Source organism: Streptomyces sp. NPDC050509 (assembly GCF_044457965.1).
GTDB lineage: Bacteria > Actinomycetota > Actinomycetes > Streptomycetales > Streptomycetaceae > Streptomyces.
The window spans coordinates 350,408-368,885 of record NZ_JBITHL010000002.1; the positions used below are offsets into that span (position 1 = coordinate 350,408).

Annotated in this window: 18 protein-coding genes; 6 read left to right on the plus strand and 12 right to left on the minus strand. The window is 70.5% G+C overall.

Features of this window, described 5'->3' with window-relative positions; genetic code table 11:
• Positions 1-2: 2 nt before the first annotated feature.
• On the plus strand, positions 3-983 hold the full coding sequence (locus tag ACIBJC_RS06880) for an aldo/keto reductase (RefSeq protein ID WP_399288962.1): 981 nt from the start codon (positions 3-5) through the stop codon (positions 981-983).
• A gap of 309 nt (positions 984-1,292) precedes the next feature.
• Here ACIBJC_RS06880 and ACIBJC_RS06885 read toward each other — a convergent pair whose 3' ends face one another.
• Complete coding sequence (locus ACIBJC_RS06885) at positions 1,293-2,162, minus strand: helix-turn-helix domain-containing protein (protein WP_399288964.1); 870 nt, start codon at positions 2,160-2,162, stop codon at positions 1,293-1,295.
• 272 nt (positions 2,163-2,434) lie between these two features.
• Between ACIBJC_RS06885 and ACIBJC_RS06890 the strand changes: the two genes are divergently transcribed.
• Positions 2,435-3,280, plus strand: a complete 846-nt coding sequence (locus ACIBJC_RS06890; protein WP_399288967.1) for an SDR family oxidoreductase — start codon at positions 2,435-2,437, stop codon at positions 3,278-3,280.
• 263 nt (positions 3,281-3,543) lie between these two features.
• On the opposite strand, the gene ACIBJC_RS06895 is transcribed toward ACIBJC_RS06890, so the two are convergent.
• The 5 genes from ACIBJC_RS06895 to ACIBJC_RS06915 all read right to left on the minus strand — a co-directional run bounded on the left by ACIBJC_RS06895 (position 3,544) and on the right by ACIBJC_RS06915 (position 8,804).
• Complete coding sequence (locus ACIBJC_RS06895) at positions 3,544-4,779, minus strand: MFS transporter (protein WP_399288970.1); 1,236 nt, start codon at positions 4,777-4,779, stop codon at positions 3,544-3,546.
• A complete protein-coding gene (locus ACIBJC_RS06900; protein WP_399288972.1) occupies positions 4,776-6,020 on the minus strand; it encodes an ATP-grasp domain-containing protein in 1,245 nt (414 codons plus the stop codon). The genes ACIBJC_RS06895 and ACIBJC_RS06900 overlap by 4 nt, the downstream gene beginning before the upstream one ends.
• Complete coding sequence (locus tag ACIBJC_RS06905; protein WP_399289802.1) at positions 6,017-7,084, minus strand: pyridoxal-phosphate dependent enzyme; 1,068 nt, start codon at positions 7,082-7,084, stop codon at positions 6,017-6,019. The genes ACIBJC_RS06900 and ACIBJC_RS06905 overlap by 4 nt, the downstream gene beginning before the upstream one ends.
• Before the next feature lie 83 nt (positions 7,085-7,167).
• Positions 7,168-7,932, minus strand: coding sequence for a class I SAM-dependent methyltransferase (locus tag ACIBJC_RS06910; protein ID WP_399288975.1), 765 nt, complete (start codon positions 7,930-7,932; stop codon positions 7,168-7,170).
• A gap of 77 nt (positions 7,933-8,009) precedes the next feature.
• Positions 8,010-8,804, minus strand: coding sequence for a DJ-1/PfpI family protein (locus ACIBJC_RS06915; protein WP_399288978.1), 795 nt, complete (start codon positions 8,802-8,804; stop codon positions 8,010-8,012).
• A gap of 320 nt (positions 8,805-9,124) precedes the next feature.
• On the opposite strand from ACIBJC_RS06915, the gene ACIBJC_RS06920 reads away from it, so the two are divergent.
• From ACIBJC_RS06920 to ACIBJC_RS06930, 3 genes are all read left to right on the plus strand, one after another.
• Positions 9,125-10,195, plus strand: a complete 1,071-nt coding sequence (locus tag ACIBJC_RS06920) for a ferric reductase-like transmembrane domain-containing protein (RefSeq protein ID WP_399289804.1) — start codon at positions 9,125-9,127, stop codon at positions 10,193-10,195.
• Positions 10,196-10,306: 111 nt separating this feature from the next.
• Complete coding sequence (locus tag ACIBJC_RS06925; protein WP_399288981.1) at positions 10,307-10,969, plus strand: hypothetical protein; 663 nt, start codon at positions 10,307-10,309, stop codon at positions 10,967-10,969.
• A 139-nt stretch (positions 10,970-11,108) separates the two neighbouring features.
• A complete protein-coding gene (locus ACIBJC_RS06930) occupies positions 11,109-11,795 on the plus strand; it encodes a sigma-70 family RNA polymerase sigma factor (RefSeq protein WP_399288984.1) in 687 nt (228 codons plus the stop codon).
• An 87-nt stretch (positions 11,796-11,882) separates the two neighbouring features.
• Here ACIBJC_RS06930 and ACIBJC_RS06935 read toward each other — a convergent pair whose 3' ends face one another.
• From ACIBJC_RS06935 to ACIBJC_RS06945, 3 genes are all read right to left on the minus strand, one after another.
• Positions 11,883-12,440, minus strand: coding sequence for a pyridoxamine 5'-phosphate oxidase family protein (locus ACIBJC_RS06935; protein WP_399288986.1), 558 nt, complete (start codon positions 12,438-12,440; stop codon positions 11,883-11,885).
• 82 nt (positions 12,441-12,522) lie between these two features.
• Positions 12,523-12,768: a hypothetical protein gene (locus tag ACIBJC_RS06940; RefSeq protein ID WP_399288988.1), complete on the minus strand. Its 246-nt coding sequence runs from the start codon at positions 12,766-12,768 to the stop codon at positions 12,523-12,525.
• Positions 12,769-12,887: 119 nt separating this feature from the next.
• Positions 12,888-13,277 (minus strand): VOC family protein, encoded by a 390-nt coding sequence (locus ACIBJC_RS06945; RefSeq protein ID WP_399288991.1) that lies wholly within the window; start codon positions 13,275-13,277, stop codon positions 12,888-12,890.
• A gap of 224 nt (positions 13,278-13,501) precedes the next feature.
• Between ACIBJC_RS06945 and ACIBJC_RS06950 the strand changes: the two genes are divergently transcribed.
• A complete protein-coding gene (locus tag ACIBJC_RS06950; RefSeq protein ID WP_399288994.1) occupies positions 13,502-14,467 on the plus strand; it encodes a LysR family transcriptional regulator in 966 nt (321 codons plus the stop codon).
• Here the strand turns inward: ACIBJC_RS06950 and ACIBJC_RS06955 are convergent.
• The 3 genes from ACIBJC_RS06955 to ACIBJC_RS06965 all read right to left on the minus strand — a co-directional run bounded on the left by ACIBJC_RS06955 (position 14,386) and on the right by ACIBJC_RS06965 (position 18,325).
• The gene (locus ACIBJC_RS06955) at positions 14,386-14,967 is read right to left on the minus strand and encodes an SDR family NAD(P)-dependent oxidoreductase (RefSeq protein WP_399288996.1); all 582 of its coding nucleotides are present in this window, start codon (positions 14,965-14,967) and stop codon (positions 14,386-14,388) included. The genes ACIBJC_RS06950 and ACIBJC_RS06955 overlap by 82 nt on opposite strands.
• A gap of 465 nt (positions 14,968-15,432) precedes the next feature.
• Positions 15,433-17,274: a hypothetical protein gene (locus ACIBJC_RS06960; protein ID WP_399288999.1), complete on the minus strand. Its 1,842-nt coding sequence runs from the start codon at positions 17,272-17,274 to the stop codon at positions 15,433-15,435.
• 154 nt (positions 17,275-17,428) lie between these two features.
• The gene (locus ACIBJC_RS06965) at positions 17,429-18,325 is read right to left on the minus strand and encodes a LysR family transcriptional regulator (protein ID WP_399289002.1); all 897 of its coding nucleotides are present in this window, start codon (positions 18,323-18,325) and stop codon (positions 17,429-17,431) included.
• Between the last annotated feature and the right edge of the window lie 153 nt (positions 18,326-18,478).

The window sequence follows — 18,478 nt, forward strand, 5'->3', positions numbered from 1 at the left end:
AGATGAAGCACATATCACTGGGCGGGCTCGATGTCTCGCGCATCGGCCTGGGCGCCATGACCATGGCCGGCACCTACACGACGGGCGGCGGCCTCGACGACGACGAGTCGATCCGCACCATCCACCGGGCGCTGGACCTCGGAGTCACCCACATCGACACCGCCGAGATCTACGGCCCCTTCCACAGCGAGGAGGTCGTCGGCAAGGCCATCAAGGGCCGACGCGACGACGTCGTCGTGGCGACCAAGTTCGGTCTCGTCTCCCACTCGGGAGGCGGCCCCGGCGTCACCGACAGCGGCGCCGGTAACGTGAAGGCCGCGGTGGAAGGCTCCCTCAAGCGCCTCGGCACCGATCACATCGACCTCTACTACCAGCACCGCGTCGACCCCAACACTCCCATCGAGGAGACGGTCGGCGCCCTGGCCGAACTGGTCACCGAGGGCAAGGTCCGCCACATCGGCCTGTCCGAGGCCGGCCCCGAGACGATCCGCCGCGCACACGCCGTACACCCGGTCGCAGCGCTCCAGACGGAATACTCCCTGTGGACCCGCGACGTCGAGGCCGAGATCCTTCCCCTGCTGCGCGAGCTGGGCATCGGGTTCGTGCCCTACTCGCCCCTGGGCCACGGCCTGCTGACCGGTCAGATCCGTACCGTCGACGACTTCGCCGACGACGACTGGCGCAAGACCAACCCGCGTTTCACCGGCGAGAACTTCCGGCGCAACCTGCGCATCGTCGACGAAGTACAGGCCATCGGCGCCGAGATCGGAGCGACCCCGGCCCAGACCGCGCTGGCCTGGCTGCTCACCCGAGGCAACGACATCGCCCCCATCCCCGGCACCCGGCGGGTCTCACGCGTCGAGGAGAACACCGCCGCCGACGGCATCGAACTCAGCGCCGCCCAGCTCGACCGTCTGAACAACCTCACACCGGCCTCGGGCGCACGCCACGACGAGGCGAACATGGCCAGCATCGACCGCTGACCCCTGACCGCCCGCGCCGCACCCCTGCCGAAGGAGAAGGCAATGAAGTACACACGCCTGGGGTCTTCGGGCCTCAGGGCCGGCAAGGCCCGCTACCTCGGAGCATCCAGCATGCTCGCGTGGTAGTTCGCCAAGATGCAGCACGCCGCCGAACTGAACGGGACGATCGAAGCGGTCGAGCGCATCGCGAAGGACCGTGGCGTATCGATGGCCACGATCGCACTGGTCTGGGTCCTCAAGAACCCCGTGGTCGACGCCCCGATCGTGCGGGCCGTCGTTGGTCCCCGGCCCGTCCGTACGGGGGTGTGGTCAGGTGGCGGTGTCGGGTGCGGGCTGCTGATGATCCGTGGCCCAGGAGGCGAGGATGCGCAGCGCGTCGTGGGACGGGGTGCCGGGTTCGGCGGTCATCACGACGAGTTGCTGCTCGGCGTCGATGCCGGCGGTGAGCGTGTCCCAGTCGAGGGTGAGTTCACCGGCCACGGGGTGACGGAAGGTCTTGCTGCCCATGGTGCGGGCGGCGACATGGTGATCGCCCCACCAGCGGCGGAAGTGCGGATCCCGCATCGACAGCTCTCCGACGAGGGCGGCCAGCCGGGGGTCGTCGGGATACTTGGCCGCCTGCATTCGCAGTTGTGCCACGGTGGTGTGGGCGACCTCCTCCCAGTCCGCGTACAAGGTCCTCATCGCGGGATCGGTGAAAAGAATCCGTGTGTGGTTTCTTTTCTTCTCCGGGATTTCCGCGTAATCGGACATCAAGGCGGCGGCCAGGGAATTCCAGGCAAGGATGTCCGTACGGCGGCCCAGAACAATGGCCGGCGTGTCGATCAGGTTGTCCAGGAGGCGCTGCAGCGTCGGCTGGACCTTCTGCACCGTACGGCGACGAGGCCGGACCTGATCCTTGCCTGCGAGCTCGAAGAGGTAGTCCCGCTGATCGTCGTCCAGCCGGAGCACCTGCGCCAGAGCGGACAGGACCTGCCCCGATGCCTGGATACGGCCCTGTTCGAGGCGGGTGTAGTACTCGGTGCTGATGGCGGCCAGCAGAGCGACTTCCTCACGGCGCAGTCCCTGGACCCGCCTCAGGCCGCCCGTCTCCGGCAGGCCCACTGCGCGGGGGCTCAGTTCGGCCCGGCGGGTCTTGAGGAACTCGCCCAGCTCGTTGAGATGCGCGTTGCGAGTCATATTGCCAGTGTGACACCGAATCGACCGGAAATGAGGGGGAGGAATTTATACCCGGAACCTTTCCTCCGAGTAACGAATTCTCCCCTTTACGCAGGTGGGTGAAGGCGCGAAAGTCGATGAGGCGGGCGGAAGGGACTCGCCAGGACATCGGCCGCCCCGATCGCCCCGCCCCCGAATCCCCCGCCGACGGCCCGTACCCGGCCTCGTCGGCCGTGTCACGTGGCGTCACCGCACCACACCGGGTGTCGGACACGGCATCTGAAAGGAACCTCATGAGCAAGGTCATTCTCGTCACCGGCGCCGGACGCGGTCTGGGCACCGACATCGTCCGCGAGGCACTGGCGGCCGGCCACCAGGTCGTCGCCACCGGGCGCCGCCCCGATGAGGTCGAGAAGACCCTCGGCGGACCCCAGGACAGCCTGCTGGTCACCAAGTTGGACGTCACCAGCCTGGAAGACGCCGAGGCCGCCGCGCGGGCCGCCGTCGACCGCTTCGGTCGCATCGACGTTCTCGTCAACAACGCCGGCAACTTCTTCGCCGGTTACTTCGAGGAGATCACGCCCGCGCAGATGCGCCGGCAGATCGAGACCAACCTCTACGGCCCGATGAACGTCACCCGCGCCGTCCTGCCGATCCTGCGCAAGCAGCGCGCCGGCCACATCATCACGCTTTCCTCCTCCGCCGGTCTGATCGGCCAGGAATTCTGCGTCGCCTACGCCGCCTCCAAGTTCGGTGTCGAGGGCTGGATGGAGTCGCTGCGCTACGACGTCGAGCCCTACAACATCCACACCACGGTCGTGGAGCCCGGCTTCTTCCGCACCGAGCTCCTCGTGGACGGCTCCACCATCTGGCCCGAGCCGACCATCGACGACTACGCCGAGCGCACCACGGCCACCGTCGCGGCCTGGAAGAGCATGAACGGCCGGCAGACCGGCGACCCCGCCAAGCTCGCCCGCGCCCTGCTCACCATCGCCGGCCAGGGCAAGCCCCCGCAGCGCTTCGTCGCGGGCGCCGACGCCATCGAAGGCGTGACGGCCAAGGCCCGGGAACTCCTCGCGCAGGCCGAGGCCTCCCGCGAACTCGGTGGCGACCTGGGCTACGACGACCCCCACGCCTGACCGCACCCCGCGCCGCACCCCTTCAAGGCAACCCTATTGGCTCCCTGTCCGAAAACTTCGCGGCCCCTCATGGGGGAGCAGGCCCGGGCGGTGGAACCGGCCCAGGTCACCGTCGTGTACGTCCACGACGACCCGGAGACGGCACTGCGACGCGCCGTCGAACGCGAAGGGGACTCCTGGGAGGACTGGTACGTACGCAAACTAGCCGGGTCCCCGGGCACTCGGGCGGTCAGCGACCTCGCGTCGCGGTACAGGCGGGCGCCTCATGAGGTGCGGGGCGACGGTGAGTTGCGCAGCGCCCCGGCCAACAGCAGGGGCAGTACGACGCATTGTGCGGCCACCGCGAGCCAGAAGAGCCCGGGGTGCCCGGCGCGTTCGGCCAGTTGGTATCCCGCTCCTCCCGCGATGCCGCTGGTGAAGGCGCCGAGCCCGGCCGCGAGGCGCTGGCGGCCGAAGACCACGGCGGGTGCGCGGGGGGAGCGGGCGAGGGCTTCGAGGTCGTTCTTGAGGAAGAGGATGATCTCGCCGAAACAGATGAGGACGGCCCCGGTCAGGACGGCGGCGTGGTTGCCGACGCCGAGGGTGGCCATGCCGAGGGCCATCGCGGCGAAGCCGAGCCGCAGTGCGCGGGCGTAGCGCAGACCGGCGATCCAGCGCGACAAAAGGGGTTGTGCCACCACGAGGAGGAGGGCGTAGAGGGCCAGGACAAGGCCGTAGTACGTCGTCGAGGTGCGAGGCACGGCGTAGAGCGCGAGGTAGTGCTGGAAGAACATGAACAGGTGGACGCTCAGCACGGTCGCGGCGAAGGGCACCCTGTCCGGTCCGGTGAGAGCGCGTCCCCTTCGCCGGAGCGGGGGCGTGGGCGACGGCGTGGGCGTGGGCGTGGCACCGTCTTCGCTCTCCGGCCGGCCCGGCGCCGCTCCGGGTGCCTCGGTCGGCAGCAGCGCGTGCCCTGCCGTGACGGCCGCGAACAGGACGGTGACGGTGACGAAGAGGCCGGCCGAGGCGCTCAGCACGAAGGGGGAAGCGGCGAGGGGGCCGAGTGCGATGCCGGCGTTGAGCGCGGAGCCGCTCGCGGACAGCAGCAGCGGACGCCGCGCCTCGTCGGCGTGGTGCACCAGGTACGCCTTGTTCGCGGGAAGGTAGAGCGCCGCGCCGCAGGATACGAGGAAGAGCGCGGCGACGGCGACGTACGCGTGACGGAGCCCGGGCAGGAAGGCCGCGAAGCCCACCGTACGTACCGCCAGGGCCAGCAGCATGGTGCGCCGCAGCCCGACACGTTCGGCGAGGGCGCCCCCCACCACCCCGCCCGAGAACTGCACCAGGGAGGCGACGGCGAGCACCACGCCGACCGTGCCGAGCTCCAGACCCAGCCGCTGGTGGAGAAGGACCGACATGAAGGGCAGTACGGCGAAGCTGCCCAGGGTGATGAGGAAGGAGCCGGCCAGCAGGAGGCGTTGCGGGCCGGTGAAACGTGTGGGTCCGGGGCGCGGCGTCATCCCTGTTCGTCGTCGGCGGTCACCTGTGGCCGTACGCTTCCGGCCGCGCTGAGGGCCCGGTGCAGGGCCAGTTCCGCGGTCGCGGCCTCGGCCCGCACGATCCCGGTGCAGCCGCGCTGGTCCGTGAGGTGCTCCACGCGGTCCCCGGGTGCGGCGGTGGGATACCACTCCGGGGCGCCGGGGAAGGCCGCGAGGGTGCCGAGGCCGGTCCATCCGGTGAGGGTGCCCCGCCGGTCCGGGTGGATGAGGACGAATCCCGTGGCGGGTCCCGTGGGGGAGGGGGCGTCGAGCAGGGCGGGGCGCCGGCCGAGCGCGGTGTCGATCACGGCCTCGTACACGTTGGTACCGAAGGCGCGGCAGAGGGCTTCGCCGACGAGTGCCCCGCCGATGCGCCGGTTGATCTCCACCAGTTCCGGTCCCTCGGCGGTCAGGATGAACTCCACATGGGCGAAGCCGCTGTCGTGCCCCGCGGTCTTGAGCACGCGTGTCACCCAGGCCTGGAGCAGGGCGAGTTCCGGTGCGGGAAAGGCGACGGGGAAGGCCGCGGCCTCCTCACGGACCAGGGGTTCGGGCGACAGTTGCCGGCTGAGAACCCCCAGGAGTCGGGTGCTCCCCGCCCAACTGAGGGTTTCCGCGCTGTACACCGGTCCGGAGAGGAAGGGCTCGGCGAACAACTCGCCCTTGAGAGACCCTTCGAGAGCCTGTCGCGCGGCTTCGGCGAGCGCGGCGCCGAGCTGGTGCTCGTCCCGTACGAGCCACACACCGCGGGAGGAGGTGCCCGCCGAGTCCTTGATCACCAGGGGCAGACCCATGTCGCGGAGCGCCTCGGCGGCCGAGGAGTCCAGTGGGGGAGCGAGGGAGAGGGCGCGGCCCCTGCTGAGGCCGTGCGCGTGGAGGAGGTTGCGTACGCGGTACTTGTCGCGCAGCACACGTACGGCCGCCGGATCGGGACCGGGCAGGCCCAGCCGTGCGGCGAGGTCGGCGCCCGGGACGCTCCAGGTGTCGGTGGAGTTGATCAGTCCGCGCAGATCGGGCAGTGCGGCCAGGGCGGTGGCGCAGGCGCTCTCGTCGCGGGTGTCGACATCGACGATGTCGAGTGCGCCGGACGGGATCCCGGCCAGTTCATGGCGGTAGACCGTACGGTCCCGGGTGAGCAGGCAGAGCCGGTGCCCGGCACCGCGGGCCGCTTCCGCCAGCCGTCCCAGGCCGAAGGTGAGTTCTTCCAGGGCGGCGATGGTCACGGTGTACGGTCCTCCGGTGCGGGTGCGGGTGCGGGTGCGGGTGCGGGCTCGGGCTCCGGCGCGGGTTCGGCTGCCGGACGCACCGCGTGCGGCCGTCTCTTCCACTCCATGACCGACCACGGCATGGCGAGATCGTCCAGCGCGGTGATCCGGCGGGGCTCCAGCGTGCGAGGGTCCGCGGCCTCGTGGTGGCGGGCGAAGACCTGTTCGGCGTAGCGGTGCCCGGTGTCCGCGCCGACGACCAGGTGGGTCCGTTCCGGATGGTGTGCGGCCTCCCAGACCGCGGCGAGGTACGCCGCGCCGGTCGACAGTCCGGCGAACACCGCGTGCTCGCGCAGCAGGGCGACGGCGCCTGCCATGGCGTGCCGGAAGTCGAGCCAGTGCACGGTGTCGTACAGGTCGTGACGGACGTTGTCGAAGGGGATGGAGCTGCCGATGCCCGCGATGATGGCCTCCGGGTCGCTGAACTCCTCGCTGCCGAAGGTGACGCTCCCGAAGGGCTGGACCCCGGCCAGGGTGACCGGCCGGCCGCGTCCGCGCAGCGGTTGGACCAGGCCGCCGGTGGACGCCCCGGTGCCCACGGCGCCGACCACGGTCAGCGGCACGCCGGGCAGCGCCCCGTCGACCAGGTCGGCGAACTCCCGGTATCCGGTGTAGTGGACGGCGTCGTGGTACTGACGCATCCAGTGCATGCCGGGCCGTTCCGCGATCAGTTGCCGTACCCGCCGCACCCGCCGCTCCTGGTCCAGCCTCAGGTTCCGCGAGGGTGGCATCCGGTCGACGGTGGCGCCGAGGATCTCCAACTGGGCGCGCATCGTGGCGTCCACGGTGGTGGAGGCGACGATGTGGCAGCGCAGGCCGTAGCGGTGGCAGGCCATGGCCAGGGCGAGGGCGTAGATACCACTGGAACTGTCCACCAGGGTCTGGCCGGGGCTGACGGTCCCGCGTTCCAGCAGCGTACGCACCGCGCCGAGCGCCGCGTACACCTTCATCGTCTCGAAGCGGGCGAGCACGATGTTGTCGGTCAGCCGCACCAGATCGGGGGCCTTCATGGCGTCGGTGATGTGCTCATGGACGACGTGCTGAGGGACGACGGGCCCATGGACGGATGTGGCGGGCCCGGTGCGTACCGGTGTGGCCCGGGTGGTCACCGCTCCTCCTCGCCGCGGCCGGAGGACTCGCGGATGCCGGACACGATGAGGCGCCGCGCGTGCTGGTCGTACGGGGCGCCGTCGAAATCGCCGTAGCACTCCACCTCCGTGAAGCCCACCTGCTCGAAAAGCGCGCGCAGTTCGGCTCCGCTGTAGAGGAAGGATGTGATCGACGCTTCCCTCGCCGTTCCGTCACGGACGAGGGTCCAGTCCGTACGCAACCGGGACCAGCCGTCCAGGACGGTGTCGCGCTGCACCACGTACGCGCTGCCCAGATCGACCAGTTGGGGCCGGCCGATCCAGCCGGCGAGCACCTCCTTGCCCAGCACGTCGATCAGCAGCCGTCCGCCCGGGACCAGCGAGTCATGGGCGTTGCGCAGCACTTGGAGGTTGTCGCGCGGGTCGTCGAAGTAGCCGAACGAGGTGAAGACGTTGAGCACCACGTCGTACGACTCCGCCTCGACGTGCTTCAGCATGTCGGCCCGCACCAGCCGGACATCGACGCCCGCCCCGGCGCACGCGGCGCCGGCCCGCTCCAGCATGACCTCGCTGAGGTCGACACCGGTCATGGCGTAGCCACGCCGGGCCAGCGGCACCAGATACAGGCCGGGCCCGCAGCACAGGTCCAGGACTCGTGCCCCGGGGGCGAATTCCAGCAGGGGTGATCGGGCGACGAGCTCCGCTGTCTCCTCGCGCCTGCGTTCGGAGAACATCGTCTCGGAGAAGTCCGACCAGAACGCGTCGTCCTCGTACCAGTGCATCCCGCCACAGCCTCGATTCGGGTAGGTGAAGAGCCGGACATCGGGAATCGGTGGAGCCGGAGAGGAGGCGAGAGGCGCTATCGCGCGGAGTCCGCGATCAGGCGCAGCGCCAGCCGCTGGAGTTCGGGACTCGCCTTCTCCGGACTGCCGGTGTCGAAGGGCGGATCGGGGTCGTACTCCACCGCGAGCTGCATCGCCTGAGCGACCTCCACGTCCGTCAGCCGGGAGGTGAGAAGCAGCGCCATGTCGATACCGGCGGAGACCCCGGCCGCCGTGATGATCTTCCCGGTCTCGACGAAGCGGCCCGGGGTGTAGACGGCGCCGACCTCCGCGAGGTAGGAGCGGGAGGCCCAGTAGGTGGTGGCGGGCAGGCCGCGCAGCAGACCGGCCGCCCCGAGGATGAGCGACCCCGTGCACACGGAGGTGGTCCACACCGAGCCCCGGTGGATGCGGCGTATCCAGTCCAGAACCACGGAGTTGCCCATGACCGCCATGACACCGCGGTCGCCGCCGCCCGGTACCAGCAGCACATCGGCCGTCCGCACACTGCTGAGGGAACGCTCGGCGATCAGTCCCAGCTCGCCGGTGTCCGTACGTACCGGACCGGGCTTCTCCGCCACCATGGTCACGGTCACCCCCGGCACCCGGCACAGCACTTCGTACGGTCCGACCGCGTCGAGCGCGGTGAAACCGTCGTACAGCAGCACCGCCACCCGGACGCCGCCCTCGTCCGGCGTACGCTCCTTCGCGTCCATGGGCTGCCGCCCCTGCTCGGCCCGGGCCGGCGACGACGCCGCCGCCAGTCCTCCGCCCACCCCGCTCGCCACCGCTGCCCGCAGCAGCCTGCGGCGGTCACGCTTCACACCTGTCATCGATGACCCCTTGGTCTGTGACGCTCCGTCACCTCGTTGCCTGCGATGAAGTAGTCGCCCCAAGTGGCGGCTGAGTTCCCGGAATTACGGTTCCGTGTCGGACGAGGCGCAACGGGTCGGTGCCGAACAGGGCGCGCGGGCGGTCGAGTTGAGGGATCGCCGCTTTTCCGTGCCAGGGGCACCAGCCGTCCAGGGGTATGTGACGCACGTCACGGACAGGTGGCGGGAACTTTCCGGCCGCGGGATCCGACTCCTGGATGACGTCTACATCCCTCACGCGACAGCGCGACGAGCGGTGCCTGCCCGCACCCGCCGACGACATGGAGAAGACCGCCCCTATGAACCCGCCCCCCGCGCCCGCCGCCCCCGAGCACGGCGACATCCCCGAACGGGCCGATGTCCCCGAACGGGCCGACATCCCCGAACGGGTCGATGTCCCCGAGCCCGGCGGACAGCCCGTCACCGGCACGGACCGTCGCCCCGCACGGCCCACACTCGGCTCGGACCTCAAGGCGTCCTGGCCCGACGGGCTGGTCGCCCTGGTGGTGACCGCGGGCGTCTTCGCCCTTCTCCTGGCCCGTATCCGGGCGAAGACGTCGTCGACCGTGTCCGTCATGCCGTTCATGGCGGACGTCGAGGGCTTCTGGATGTACTTCCTCAGCCAGGCGTTCGGCTGGGCGGCCCTGCTCTGGGCCTGGGTGACCGTCATCCTGGGGCTCCTGCTCTCCGGCCCCCGCCCCGGCCGGCTCCCGCTGTCGGGCCCGCGGCTCGAACGGCTCCACCGCACCACCAGCCTCAACACGATCGCCCTCATCGCCGCCCACGCCCTGCTGTTCGCCGCGGAACTCGTCCGTCACGACACCGCGCGCTGGCACTCCCGCCTCTACAGCGCCTTCGTCGAGGCGTTCGTCCCCGGCGGCTACGCCTCGGGGACCGGCCAGATCGCGATCCCGGTCGGCCAGGCAGCCCTCTACCTGGCCGTGCCGCTCGGCCTGCTCTTCTACATCAGGCACCGCATCGGCCCCAAGACCTGGCGTGTGCTGCACCGCTTCGTCATCGTCGTCTACGTCCTGAGTGTCTGGCACACCCTGCTGTACGGGACGAACGTCTGGTACGACGGCTGGTTGCGCACCACGATCTGGCTGCTGCAACTGCCCATCGCCGCCCTGCTGCTCGTACGGCTGCTGCGCCCCGCGCGCCGCTCCGAGCGACTGTCCCGCCCGGCCCGCACCGCCTCGGGCGCGGGCCGGGCGGGATGGAGCCTGCGCTTCGGGGGACGCCTCGCGGTGGCGGGCATCGTCGTCGCGATCCTGGCCGTCGTCCTCAGTGGCCGTGACGGCGGGCGCTCCATCCCTCCCGCCGACACCTCGTCCACCCACGACCACGGCTGACGGCTCGTAGCCGTCCTCTCCCGGACAGGAAAGCGACGCGAGGACCTGCCCGCGGCACGAGAGGGATGCGAGGATGAGCCCGCCATGATTCCGGGGCGATGGTGTCGCGTGGTGCGGGCCGCGGTGTTCGCGGCCACCTGCGTGCTGCTCGCGGCCCTCGGACACATCCGCATGTCAGGAACGGCCGTCCCGTGGTGGGCGATGATCGCCGCCTCCGCCACGACCGGCGCGGCGGCGTGGGCCCTGGCCGGGCGGGAACGCGCTTTCCCCGCGGTGCTGTCCGCCACGGTGGCCGTCCAGGTCGCCCTGCACTCGGGGTTCTCCCTGGTCCAGGCCGTGGAGCGGCCTCAACTGGAAAGCGGCGCGTCGTTCGCGGAACAGTGGATGCGGTACCTGCTGTGCGGAGCGACCACGCCCGCCATGAGCGGCCACACCCACCCAGGCATGCACGGCATGGCGGACGACATGGCCACCTCCGCCGGGCACGGAGTGGCGGGCATGTCGCCGACCGGGATGCTCGCCGCCCACCTGCTGGCGGCGCTGCTGTGCGGTCTGTGGCTCGCATGCGGCGAGCAGGCCGCCTTCCGCGTCCTGCGGGCATGCGCCGGCTGGATCGTCGCGCCGCTCACGGTGGTGCTCCGCGTGCCCGCGCCCTTCCACCGGCCGCACCACCGTGCCGTCCGCACCCGGGCCACCACCGGCGCGCTCCAGCAGTTGCTCCTCGTGCACGCCATCACCTCCCGAGGTCCACCCGCCGGGACCGCTGTCCTCTGACAGCCAGTTCCCCGCGGCCCCGCCGGTCCTCGCACCGCGCGGCCCGGTCATCGGCCCTGCCCCGCCGGGGCCGTACCACCTCACCGGACCCGCCCGAACGCGGCTCCGGCTCCCGGACCTCGGAGAAGGACACCAGGCGATGAACCCTGCCCCGTATCCGCACCACCCCCTCGGCGCTGAGCCACCGCATCCTTCGCACACGAACGACGACACCATCACCGGCTGGGCGCTCGCCGCGCGGAGCGGCGACCCCGTCGCCGTGGAACGGTTCGTCAACGCGCTGCACCGTGATGTCTGGCGCTACGTCGCCTACTTGAGCGCGGACCCGCAAGCGGCTGACGACCTGACACAGGACACCTTCCTGCGGGCGCTCGGCAGTCTGCCCCGATTCGAAGGGCGTTCCTCCGCCCGCACCTGGCTGCTGACGATAGCCAGACGAACCTTTGTCGACAGCCTCCGTCACGCCGCCGCCCGGCCGTCCCTGTCGGACGCCACCGACTGGCGGTCGGCGGCCGAGCGGGCCCAACCCCGGGGAGTCCCCGGCTTCGAGGACGGCGTCGCGCTCGCGGAACTGCTGGCGACCGTATCGGAGGACCGGCGGGACGCGTTCGTCCTCACCCAGGTGCTCGGTCTGCCGTACGCCGAGGCCGCGTCGGCCATCGGCTGCCCCGTGGGAACCGTCCGCTCCCGGGTGGCCCGGGCCCGTACCAGTCTGATCGCGATGCTGACCGCCGCCGAGCGTTCCGCCGAGGAGGGCGGACGGAGGCCGACCACCCGCCCCGCGCCCCTTCCGGGGCGATCGGACCTGGTGAGCACGGCGGCCTGACCGATACCCGGGGGCGCTCCCCGGGGAGGTGCGGGGGCCCTCCCCGGGAGGTGCCGGGGCGGCGGTAGCGATCGTGGGCCCGGTCGCTCAGAAAGCCCACCGCGTGTGGGTGTACGCCCCGTCGTCCCGGCCGAAGCCGTACGCGGTGGCCGGGGCCACCGCGAACACCGTCGCGTCCCCCTTCCGGAACGCGTCCCCGATTCCGTGGAAGGTGCCCTCGGGCGAGGTGATGTGCGGCCCGTACTTCGCCTCGTACGCCGTGATCACCTCCTCCAGTACGGCAGGGTCGGCGACCGGTTCCGCCCTGCCCTCGACCACGATGTCGAGCCCTTCGGTGAGCGAGTTCCTTCCGGTGGTCAGCGCGCAGTGCCCGTCATGAGCGAGGTTCCTCGCCTTCTGCTCTCCCGGGCCGGTGGAGAAGTACAGCACCCCGTCGTGCCAGGCGGCGAGCACGGGAGTGACGTGCAGCCGTCCGTCGGGGCGCACCGTGGACACCCAGAAGATCTCGGCGGACTCCATCTGCCGCTGGGCCTCGGCCCACTCGGTGGCAGTGGCGTTCACGGCATCCGGGCGGGGATTGAGCGCGGAGCTGTAGCGGGCGTCGAGGTCAGTGGTCGGTTGCTTCGCGGGTCCGTGTGTCGGCATGGTGGATCTCCTTTTCTCTCCCTCAGTACGACCGGCTGCCCGCGCCGAAGTCATCGCCGGGCGTCCACGGCACCGGTCGGGCTCACCGACCGGCGCCGTCGTCCCATTCCTTGGCGTGGTCGTAGGCACCCTTCTTGCCGAACTCCTCGAAGTTCATCGACGTCACGTCGGATCCGTGGTCACCCTCGTTCTGGAGGGTGGCGGGCTGCCGCGCGACGGCCCCCGCCGCTGTCGCGGCCTGGACCGTGCCGGCCAGGGAGATCGCGCAGGTCGCGGCGAGAGCGGTCACGGCAGCGGTCACGGCAAGGGAGTGGGCGAAGGTCTTCACGGTCGGACTCCTGGTGGGATGGGTACGGACAGACCTGCAGTCAACCGAGCGGACCCGCGGGCACGGGCCATTGCTCCCCACGAGGGCGTGTCGCCGCTCCGTCCGCGCCGTGGCGATCCTCAGGCGTCCTGCGGGTACCAGCGCAGCTCCACGGTGTTGCCGTCCGGGTCCCCGACGTAGAGGGAGATCGCTGTGCCCCGGGCGCCGAAGCGCTTGCCGGGGCCGTCCAGCACCGTGAAGTCGCCGGAATCGATGACCTGTTGCCAGTCGAGCGGCTCCACCACCAGGCAGATGTGGTCGACGTTGGAGCCCTCCGGCTGCCCGTCGGGCCCCTTGACGAGGTCGATGACGGTGGTGGGGCTCACCCGTACGGACGGGAAGGGGGCCTGGCCGGCCCGCCACTCCTCCACCCGCACCGGTTCCAGCCCCAGGGGGCCGGTGTAGAAGGCGAGCGAGCGTTCGATGTCGGCGACGTTCAGGACGAGGTGGTCGAAGGCGATCACGCGCATGGTGGTCTCCCTGCGGTCGGGGCGCGGGGCGCCGGTGGTGGTACGACGGGGACGGCGGCCCGGACCTCGTCGGTACGGGGACGCTCGCCCTGGACCCCGCCGGTACGGGGCGGCGGCAGTTCGTGAACCGCCGTGGCACGCCGTCGGCTTCAGCATCGCCGAGCAGGCATCCATCGGTCCAACACATGTTTGTCATCCGGTCCATCGTGTTTCACGATGGACCGATGGATCTTCAGCAGATGCGCTATGTCCTCGCGGTGGCGGAGACCGCGAGTTTTACCCGCGCGGCCGAGCGGTGCCATGTCGTCCAGTCCGCGCTCAGTCACCAAGTAGCCCGGCTGGAGAAGGAATTGGGTGCCCGGCTCTTCGAGCGCACCAGTCGCCGCGTGCGGCTGACCACCGCCGGAGAGGCGTTCCTGCCCGCCGCCCGCCAGGCGTTGGAGGCGGCCGAGCGGGCCCGGGCGGAGGTGGCGGCGGCCACCGGTGAGATACGGGGCAGGCTGGCCGTCGGATCGATCCCCACCGTGTCGGCCGTCGATCTCCCGGTGGTGCTGCGGGACTACCGCCTGCGCTACCCCCAGGTGCGGATCAGCCTGCGGGCCGGCTCCAGCGAGGCCCTCGCGGAGCAGGTGCGCGACGGCAGGCTGGACGCGGCATTCCTCGGCGTACAGCCCGGGTTCCGGCCGAGGGGCGTCCATGACAGGGAACTCGCCCACGGGCAGCACGTCGCCGTGGTCGCCCCGGGCCACCCGCTGGCCACGGAGCACGAGGTGGACCTCCGCCTCCTCGCCGAGGAGCCGTTCGTGGACTTCGCCGAGGGCAGCGCCGCCCGCGCCCAGTCGGACGAGGCGTTCGCGGCGGCCAACCTGCGGCGCGAGGTCGCCTTCGAGGTGTCCGGCGTCGAGCTCATGGCCCGGATGGTCCGCAACGGGCTGGGCATCGCCCTGCTGCCCGCGGCGTTCGCCGCCGAGCTGCACGGCCTGCGGAGTGTGCCGGTCAGCAATGGGCCGGTACGGGTGGAGCGCCTCGTCTGGAGCCGGTTCACCCCGTCACCCGCGGCTTCGGCCTTCCTCGACCTGCTGGGCGTCGAGAGCCGTCCTCCTGCCGCTCACTCACCCATCGAGCGGGCCATCGCGGTCAGCGCATCACGTCGCGGCATCGCGAGCAACGTGTCGAAGACCTGCCGGTAATGCGCGCTGGGGATGTGCGTGGGACCCTCGCGCAGGTGCTTCAGTGCCGAACGGGCGACATCGTCCGGTGACATCAGGTCCTGAAGGGTGGTGGGATCGACGCCCTGAAGCCGCGGCGCTTCGGTATCGGTCGCCCCCGGGCACAGCGTCAGCACGTCCACACCGGCCGGAGCGAGTTCCGCCCACAGGGCCTCACCGAGGGCATTCACATAGGCCTTGGTGGCCGAGTAGCCGGCCGAGTACGGGCATCCCACGAGACCTTCGACCGAGCTGGTGAAGAGGACACCGCCGCGCCCGCGTCGCCTCAGCCTCGGGGCGAGGCCGTGCGCAAGCTGCGTCGGGGCCTGGCAGTGAGTCGTTGACCGGACTGCGGAAGGACACGCCGGGCGGGTGCGTATCCCCCGCTTGGTCTGGTCGGTAGACGTTGCGCATCCGACGACGAAGGAGCGCAACGGAGTTGAACGAGCAATCCCGTGACGTCCGTGCCATCCAGCTCCCACGGTGGGGGCGGGTGGCTACGGACTCAGGTGTCGTGCCCTGGCTGGTCTTCGATGAGGAGGGGAAGGTCGTGCAGCCGGTCCGCGGGTTCCTGATCGACTTCATCGCCCGAGACAACCGGACCGGCAGTGTCCGTAGCTACCGCCCGCGACAACGCCGTCGGTACCGCCCTGCACGCACCCGATCGGGACGGACACGCGGTCGGCCCGACCCGATATGCGGCACACGTACCTTCCTCGGCACGGGGTCGAATGACGCACCAGGGCACGCTCCTGCCCGTCGGTTGTAGTACCCGACGGGCAGGAGCGTGAGTACACGCAGGGGGCTGAACTGTCCGCCCCTCAGCGGCTGGCGGCGGGCGGCGGGAGTCTCCTGTCGAACCTGGAAGGGTGCGAGTGGGGCACCCCGGCAACGGTCATAGTCTGGCGAATCGCGTCCCAGGCCGATGAGGGTGAGTTCGATGGGGTCTATCTCGCAGTAGCTGCCGCGCTGGGCATGGGCGCTAGCTTGTTGGCTTCGGCGACGGCGGCGTTCCAGCTGAACTCGTTGTTGTCGCTGAAGTAGTAGTAGGTGGCGCCGTTCGGCATCATCGCGACGGTGATGCCGCCGTATCCCGACATGAAGGGTACGTAGAAGGGGCCGGTGTAGGCGGGGTTGTCGGCGGAGGTGAACTTCCGCCCCCAGAAGCCGTTTTGGTACTTCATGGGCTTGGTGCCGGTGGTGGTCATGCCCCGGTCCTGCGGTGTGCGTTGCATGGTGGCCGCGAGCAGTGCCGGATTGAGGATCTGCTTGCCGTTGACGGCGCCGTGGTCGTTGTTGAGGAACTTCGCGAACTTGGCGACGGAGTCCTGCGTCCAGAACATGCCGTAGCCGCCGAAGGACACCCCGTCGGGGCTGTTGTCGGTGCGGGAGGAGACGAGGGAGTCGGGCCCGACACCGATGGGCTTGAGCACGTCGTGGCGAAGCATGGCGAAGATGTCGGCGTGCGAACCGGTTTTGTGCTGCAGGTAGTTGTTCATCGCGCGGGTGGCGAGGAAGGTGTCCGAGGTGTGGTAGATCCACTTGCTGCCGGGCCTGGCCTTACGCGGGAAGGACAGGGCGAGTCGCATCTTGTCGGCGTAGGGCTCGGCTGCGAAGAAGTCCGCCATGGTGCGGCCCGACTCGTCGGTCTCGTAGCCGGGCGAGGCGTAGTTCCCGGTGGCCATGTCGAGGGTGTGGTCGAGGGTGACGCCGCTCCAGGCCGTCTTTCCTGCGGCCTCGGGGATGCGGTCGGAGAGCTTCTCCTGGACCACGGCCGGGCCGTAGCGCTGCGCCAGACGAAGCATGGCCGTTCCCGCGAACGCCGACTTCGCGGTCGAGTACGACGGCAGCAGCATCTGGCCGCAGAACGGGTATTCCCCTTGCCGGGTACGACAGTTGCCCACGTAGTGCACTCCGCCGAAGTAGAAGCCGAAGGTGCTCAGCGCGGACGGCGTGACGCCGGAGCCGAACTTCGTCACGTCCACCCCACTGTGCGGGTAGTCGCCGGCCAGCGCCGAGATGGGCTTGGTCGGGAGGCGGTCCTTGACCTTGGCGGCGTACGCGTCGCGCAGGTTCTCGGCGCCGCCGACGGGGCCGTGCCGGTAGTCGGCCGCCACTTGGCCCCACATGTCGAACTGGAAGTACTCGCAGGTCTCCGTGGTGATCTGGTAGCGGACATCGGAGATCGATGTGCCGTCGAAGAGGAACGTCAGGGCGCCGTTGTGCACGCAGTTGGCGTTGCGCTCGATCAGCGCGAACGGCAGGGAGGCGCGGGTGCGTTGGCCGTCGCCGTCCTCGTTCCACGCGCGGCCGGGTCCCACCGCCAGGTTCCACGCCGGGTTCCCCGTGTACTGCAGCCCGCGCTGCGCCGGGACGAGGTGGCTGCCATTCTGTACGAGCGCGATGTCGACCGGCGGCAGATGCCGGGTCGCCGCTGTGTCTGCGTATCTGTCCGGGTCCTTCAGTGCGCGGAAACCACCGGCGGTGGAGAGGCCGTCGAGGGTGAGGGTGCCTTCGAAGCTGTGGGTGGGGGGCGCCGCTTGCGCCGGCAGGGCGAAGGCGCTGTCGGGCACGGTGTCCTCGGCGCTGCCCCCGGTGAGTTGGCCGGCGGTGAGCTGGGTCCGGTTCACCGCACCGCTTCCGGTGAGTGGATCACCCGGTACGGGTGCGGTTGCGGCGTTTGCGGCGGGCGCCGCCATCGTCGGCAGCGGGGCGGCGAACAGCCCCGCGAGCACGGCGGCGACGGCAGCGGCACGGCGTAGCCGTCGGACAGGGAACGATCTCGACATGACCCGAGGTCCTCTCGGTCGGTGACTGATGCGGGATCCCGCCGTGTGGCGGGATATCGCCGCATGGTGGGGCGCGCCGGAGCCACCGTCCAATGCCTGCCTGGTCTGGTCGGGCTGCCTGCCAGGCATACCTCCATGTAGTCGTCGCTGCAGTTCAGAGGCGGTCGGCGACCTGTGGCCCGTACCGCTCGACACAAAAGCGCGACAGCCCGGCCGCGAATGCCTCGATGCTGTGCAGCGCATAGTGGCCGGCGTCCCACGCCGCGTGCAGGTGGATCTGCAGCGGTTCGCCCGTGTTGTCGAGGATCAGCAGCGGATGCAGGTCGAAGCGGGGATCGTCGGAGACCACCGCGACACCATGGCCCGAAGCCGCCATGGCCTGTGCGACATGCGGGGTGTCGCATTCGAGCACGATGTCGTACGAGGCGTCCGCCTCCTGCACGGCGTGGTCCAGGATGCGGCGGGTGCCGTGCGCCGGGGTCAGGACGATGAGGGGCTCCGCGGCAAGTTCCCCGACGGTGACGCGGTCCCGGTCCGCCCAGGCATGGTCGGCACGGACGTAGGCCCACAGCGGCAGGCGGGCCACCGGGAGCCCGGCGAAACGGCGTCTCGGAGGTGCCGAGGAGATGGCGACATCGGCGCCCCGCGCAAGGGCCTGGTACGCACGTGCCGGACTCTCCGCCTGCACGGTGACGAGCGGATCCTCCGGCCCCCAGGTGGCCAGGAACGGCGCGATCACGTCGGTGATGGTGGTCGGCGGCGCCGCCACGGTGATCCGCATGGCACGACCGGCGGCCAGCGCACCGACCGCGGACTCGGCGGCCTCCGCGCGGGCGACCAGGTCGCGGGCCAGGGGAAGGAAGCGCAGGCCGGCCGCCGTCAGGACCAGCTGCTTGCCGCCGCGGTCGAAGAGCGTCATCCCCACGTCCCCCTCCAGGCCACGCAGTTGGCGCGACAGCGAGGGCTGGGCGACGCGGACCACCTCGGCGGCCTTGGTGACCGAACCGGTGTCCACGATGGCCAGGAAGTAACGCAGCACTCGGAGTTCCATGGCGGGGCCCCTCGGGAGACGGAGGAGGCATGACACCTTCATGCCTCCAAGGCATGGTAATCACCCCTTCCAGGTATTTGAGGCTATGGCTGACTGGCCGCATTGTTGTCCCACCGGAACTTCTGGTGATCGGTGCCCGAATCTCCGTCGACT

Coding starts and splice junctions, on each gene's coding strand:
- ACIBJC_RS06880 (WP_399288962.1), top strand. CDS start 3: ATGAAGCACATATCACTGGGCGGGCTCGATGTCTCGCGCATCGGCCTG.
- ACIBJC_RS06885 (WP_399288964.1), bottom strand. CDS start 2,162: ATGACTCGCAACGCGCATCTCAACGAGCTGGGCGAGTTCCTCAAGACC.
- ACIBJC_RS06890 (WP_399288967.1), top strand. CDS start 2,435: ATGAGCAAGGTCATTCTCGTCACCGGCGCCGGACGCGGTCTGGGCACC.
- ACIBJC_RS06895 (WP_399288970.1), bottom strand. CDS start 4,779: ATGACGCCGCGCCCCGGACCCACACGTTTCACCGGCCCGCAACGCCTC.
- ACIBJC_RS06910 (WP_399288975.1), bottom strand. CDS start 7,932: ATGCACTGGTACGAGGACGACGCGTTCTGGTCGGACTTCTCCGAGACG.
- ACIBJC_RS06915 (WP_399288978.1), bottom strand. CDS start 8,804: ATGACAGGTGTGAAGCGTGACCGCCGCAGGCTGCTGCGGGCAGCGGTG.
- ACIBJC_RS06920 (WP_399289804.1), top strand. CDS start 9,125: ATGGAGAAGACCGCCCCTATGAACCCGCCCCCCGCGCCCGCCGCCCCC.
- ACIBJC_RS06930 (WP_399288984.1), top strand. CDS start 11,109: ATGAACCCTGCCCCGTATCCGCACCACCCCCTCGGCGCTGAGCCACCG.
- ACIBJC_RS06935 (WP_399288986.1), bottom strand. CDS start 12,440: ATGCCGACACACGGACCCGCGAAGCAACCGACCACTGACCTCGACGCC.
- ACIBJC_RS06945 (WP_399288991.1), bottom strand. CDS start 13,277: ATGCGCGTGATCGCCTTCGACCACCTCGTCCTGAACGTCGCCGACATC.
- ACIBJC_RS06950 (WP_399288994.1), top strand. CDS start 13,502: ATGGATCTTCAGCAGATGCGCTATGTCCTCGCGGTGGCGGAGACCGCG.
- ACIBJC_RS06960 (WP_399288999.1), bottom strand. CDS start 17,274: ATGTCGAGATCGTTCCCTGTCCGACGGCTACGCCGTGCCGCTGCCGTC.
- ACIBJC_RS06965 (WP_399289002.1), bottom strand. CDS start 18,325: ATGGAACTCCGAGTGCTGCGTTACTTCCTGGCCATCGTGGACACCGGT.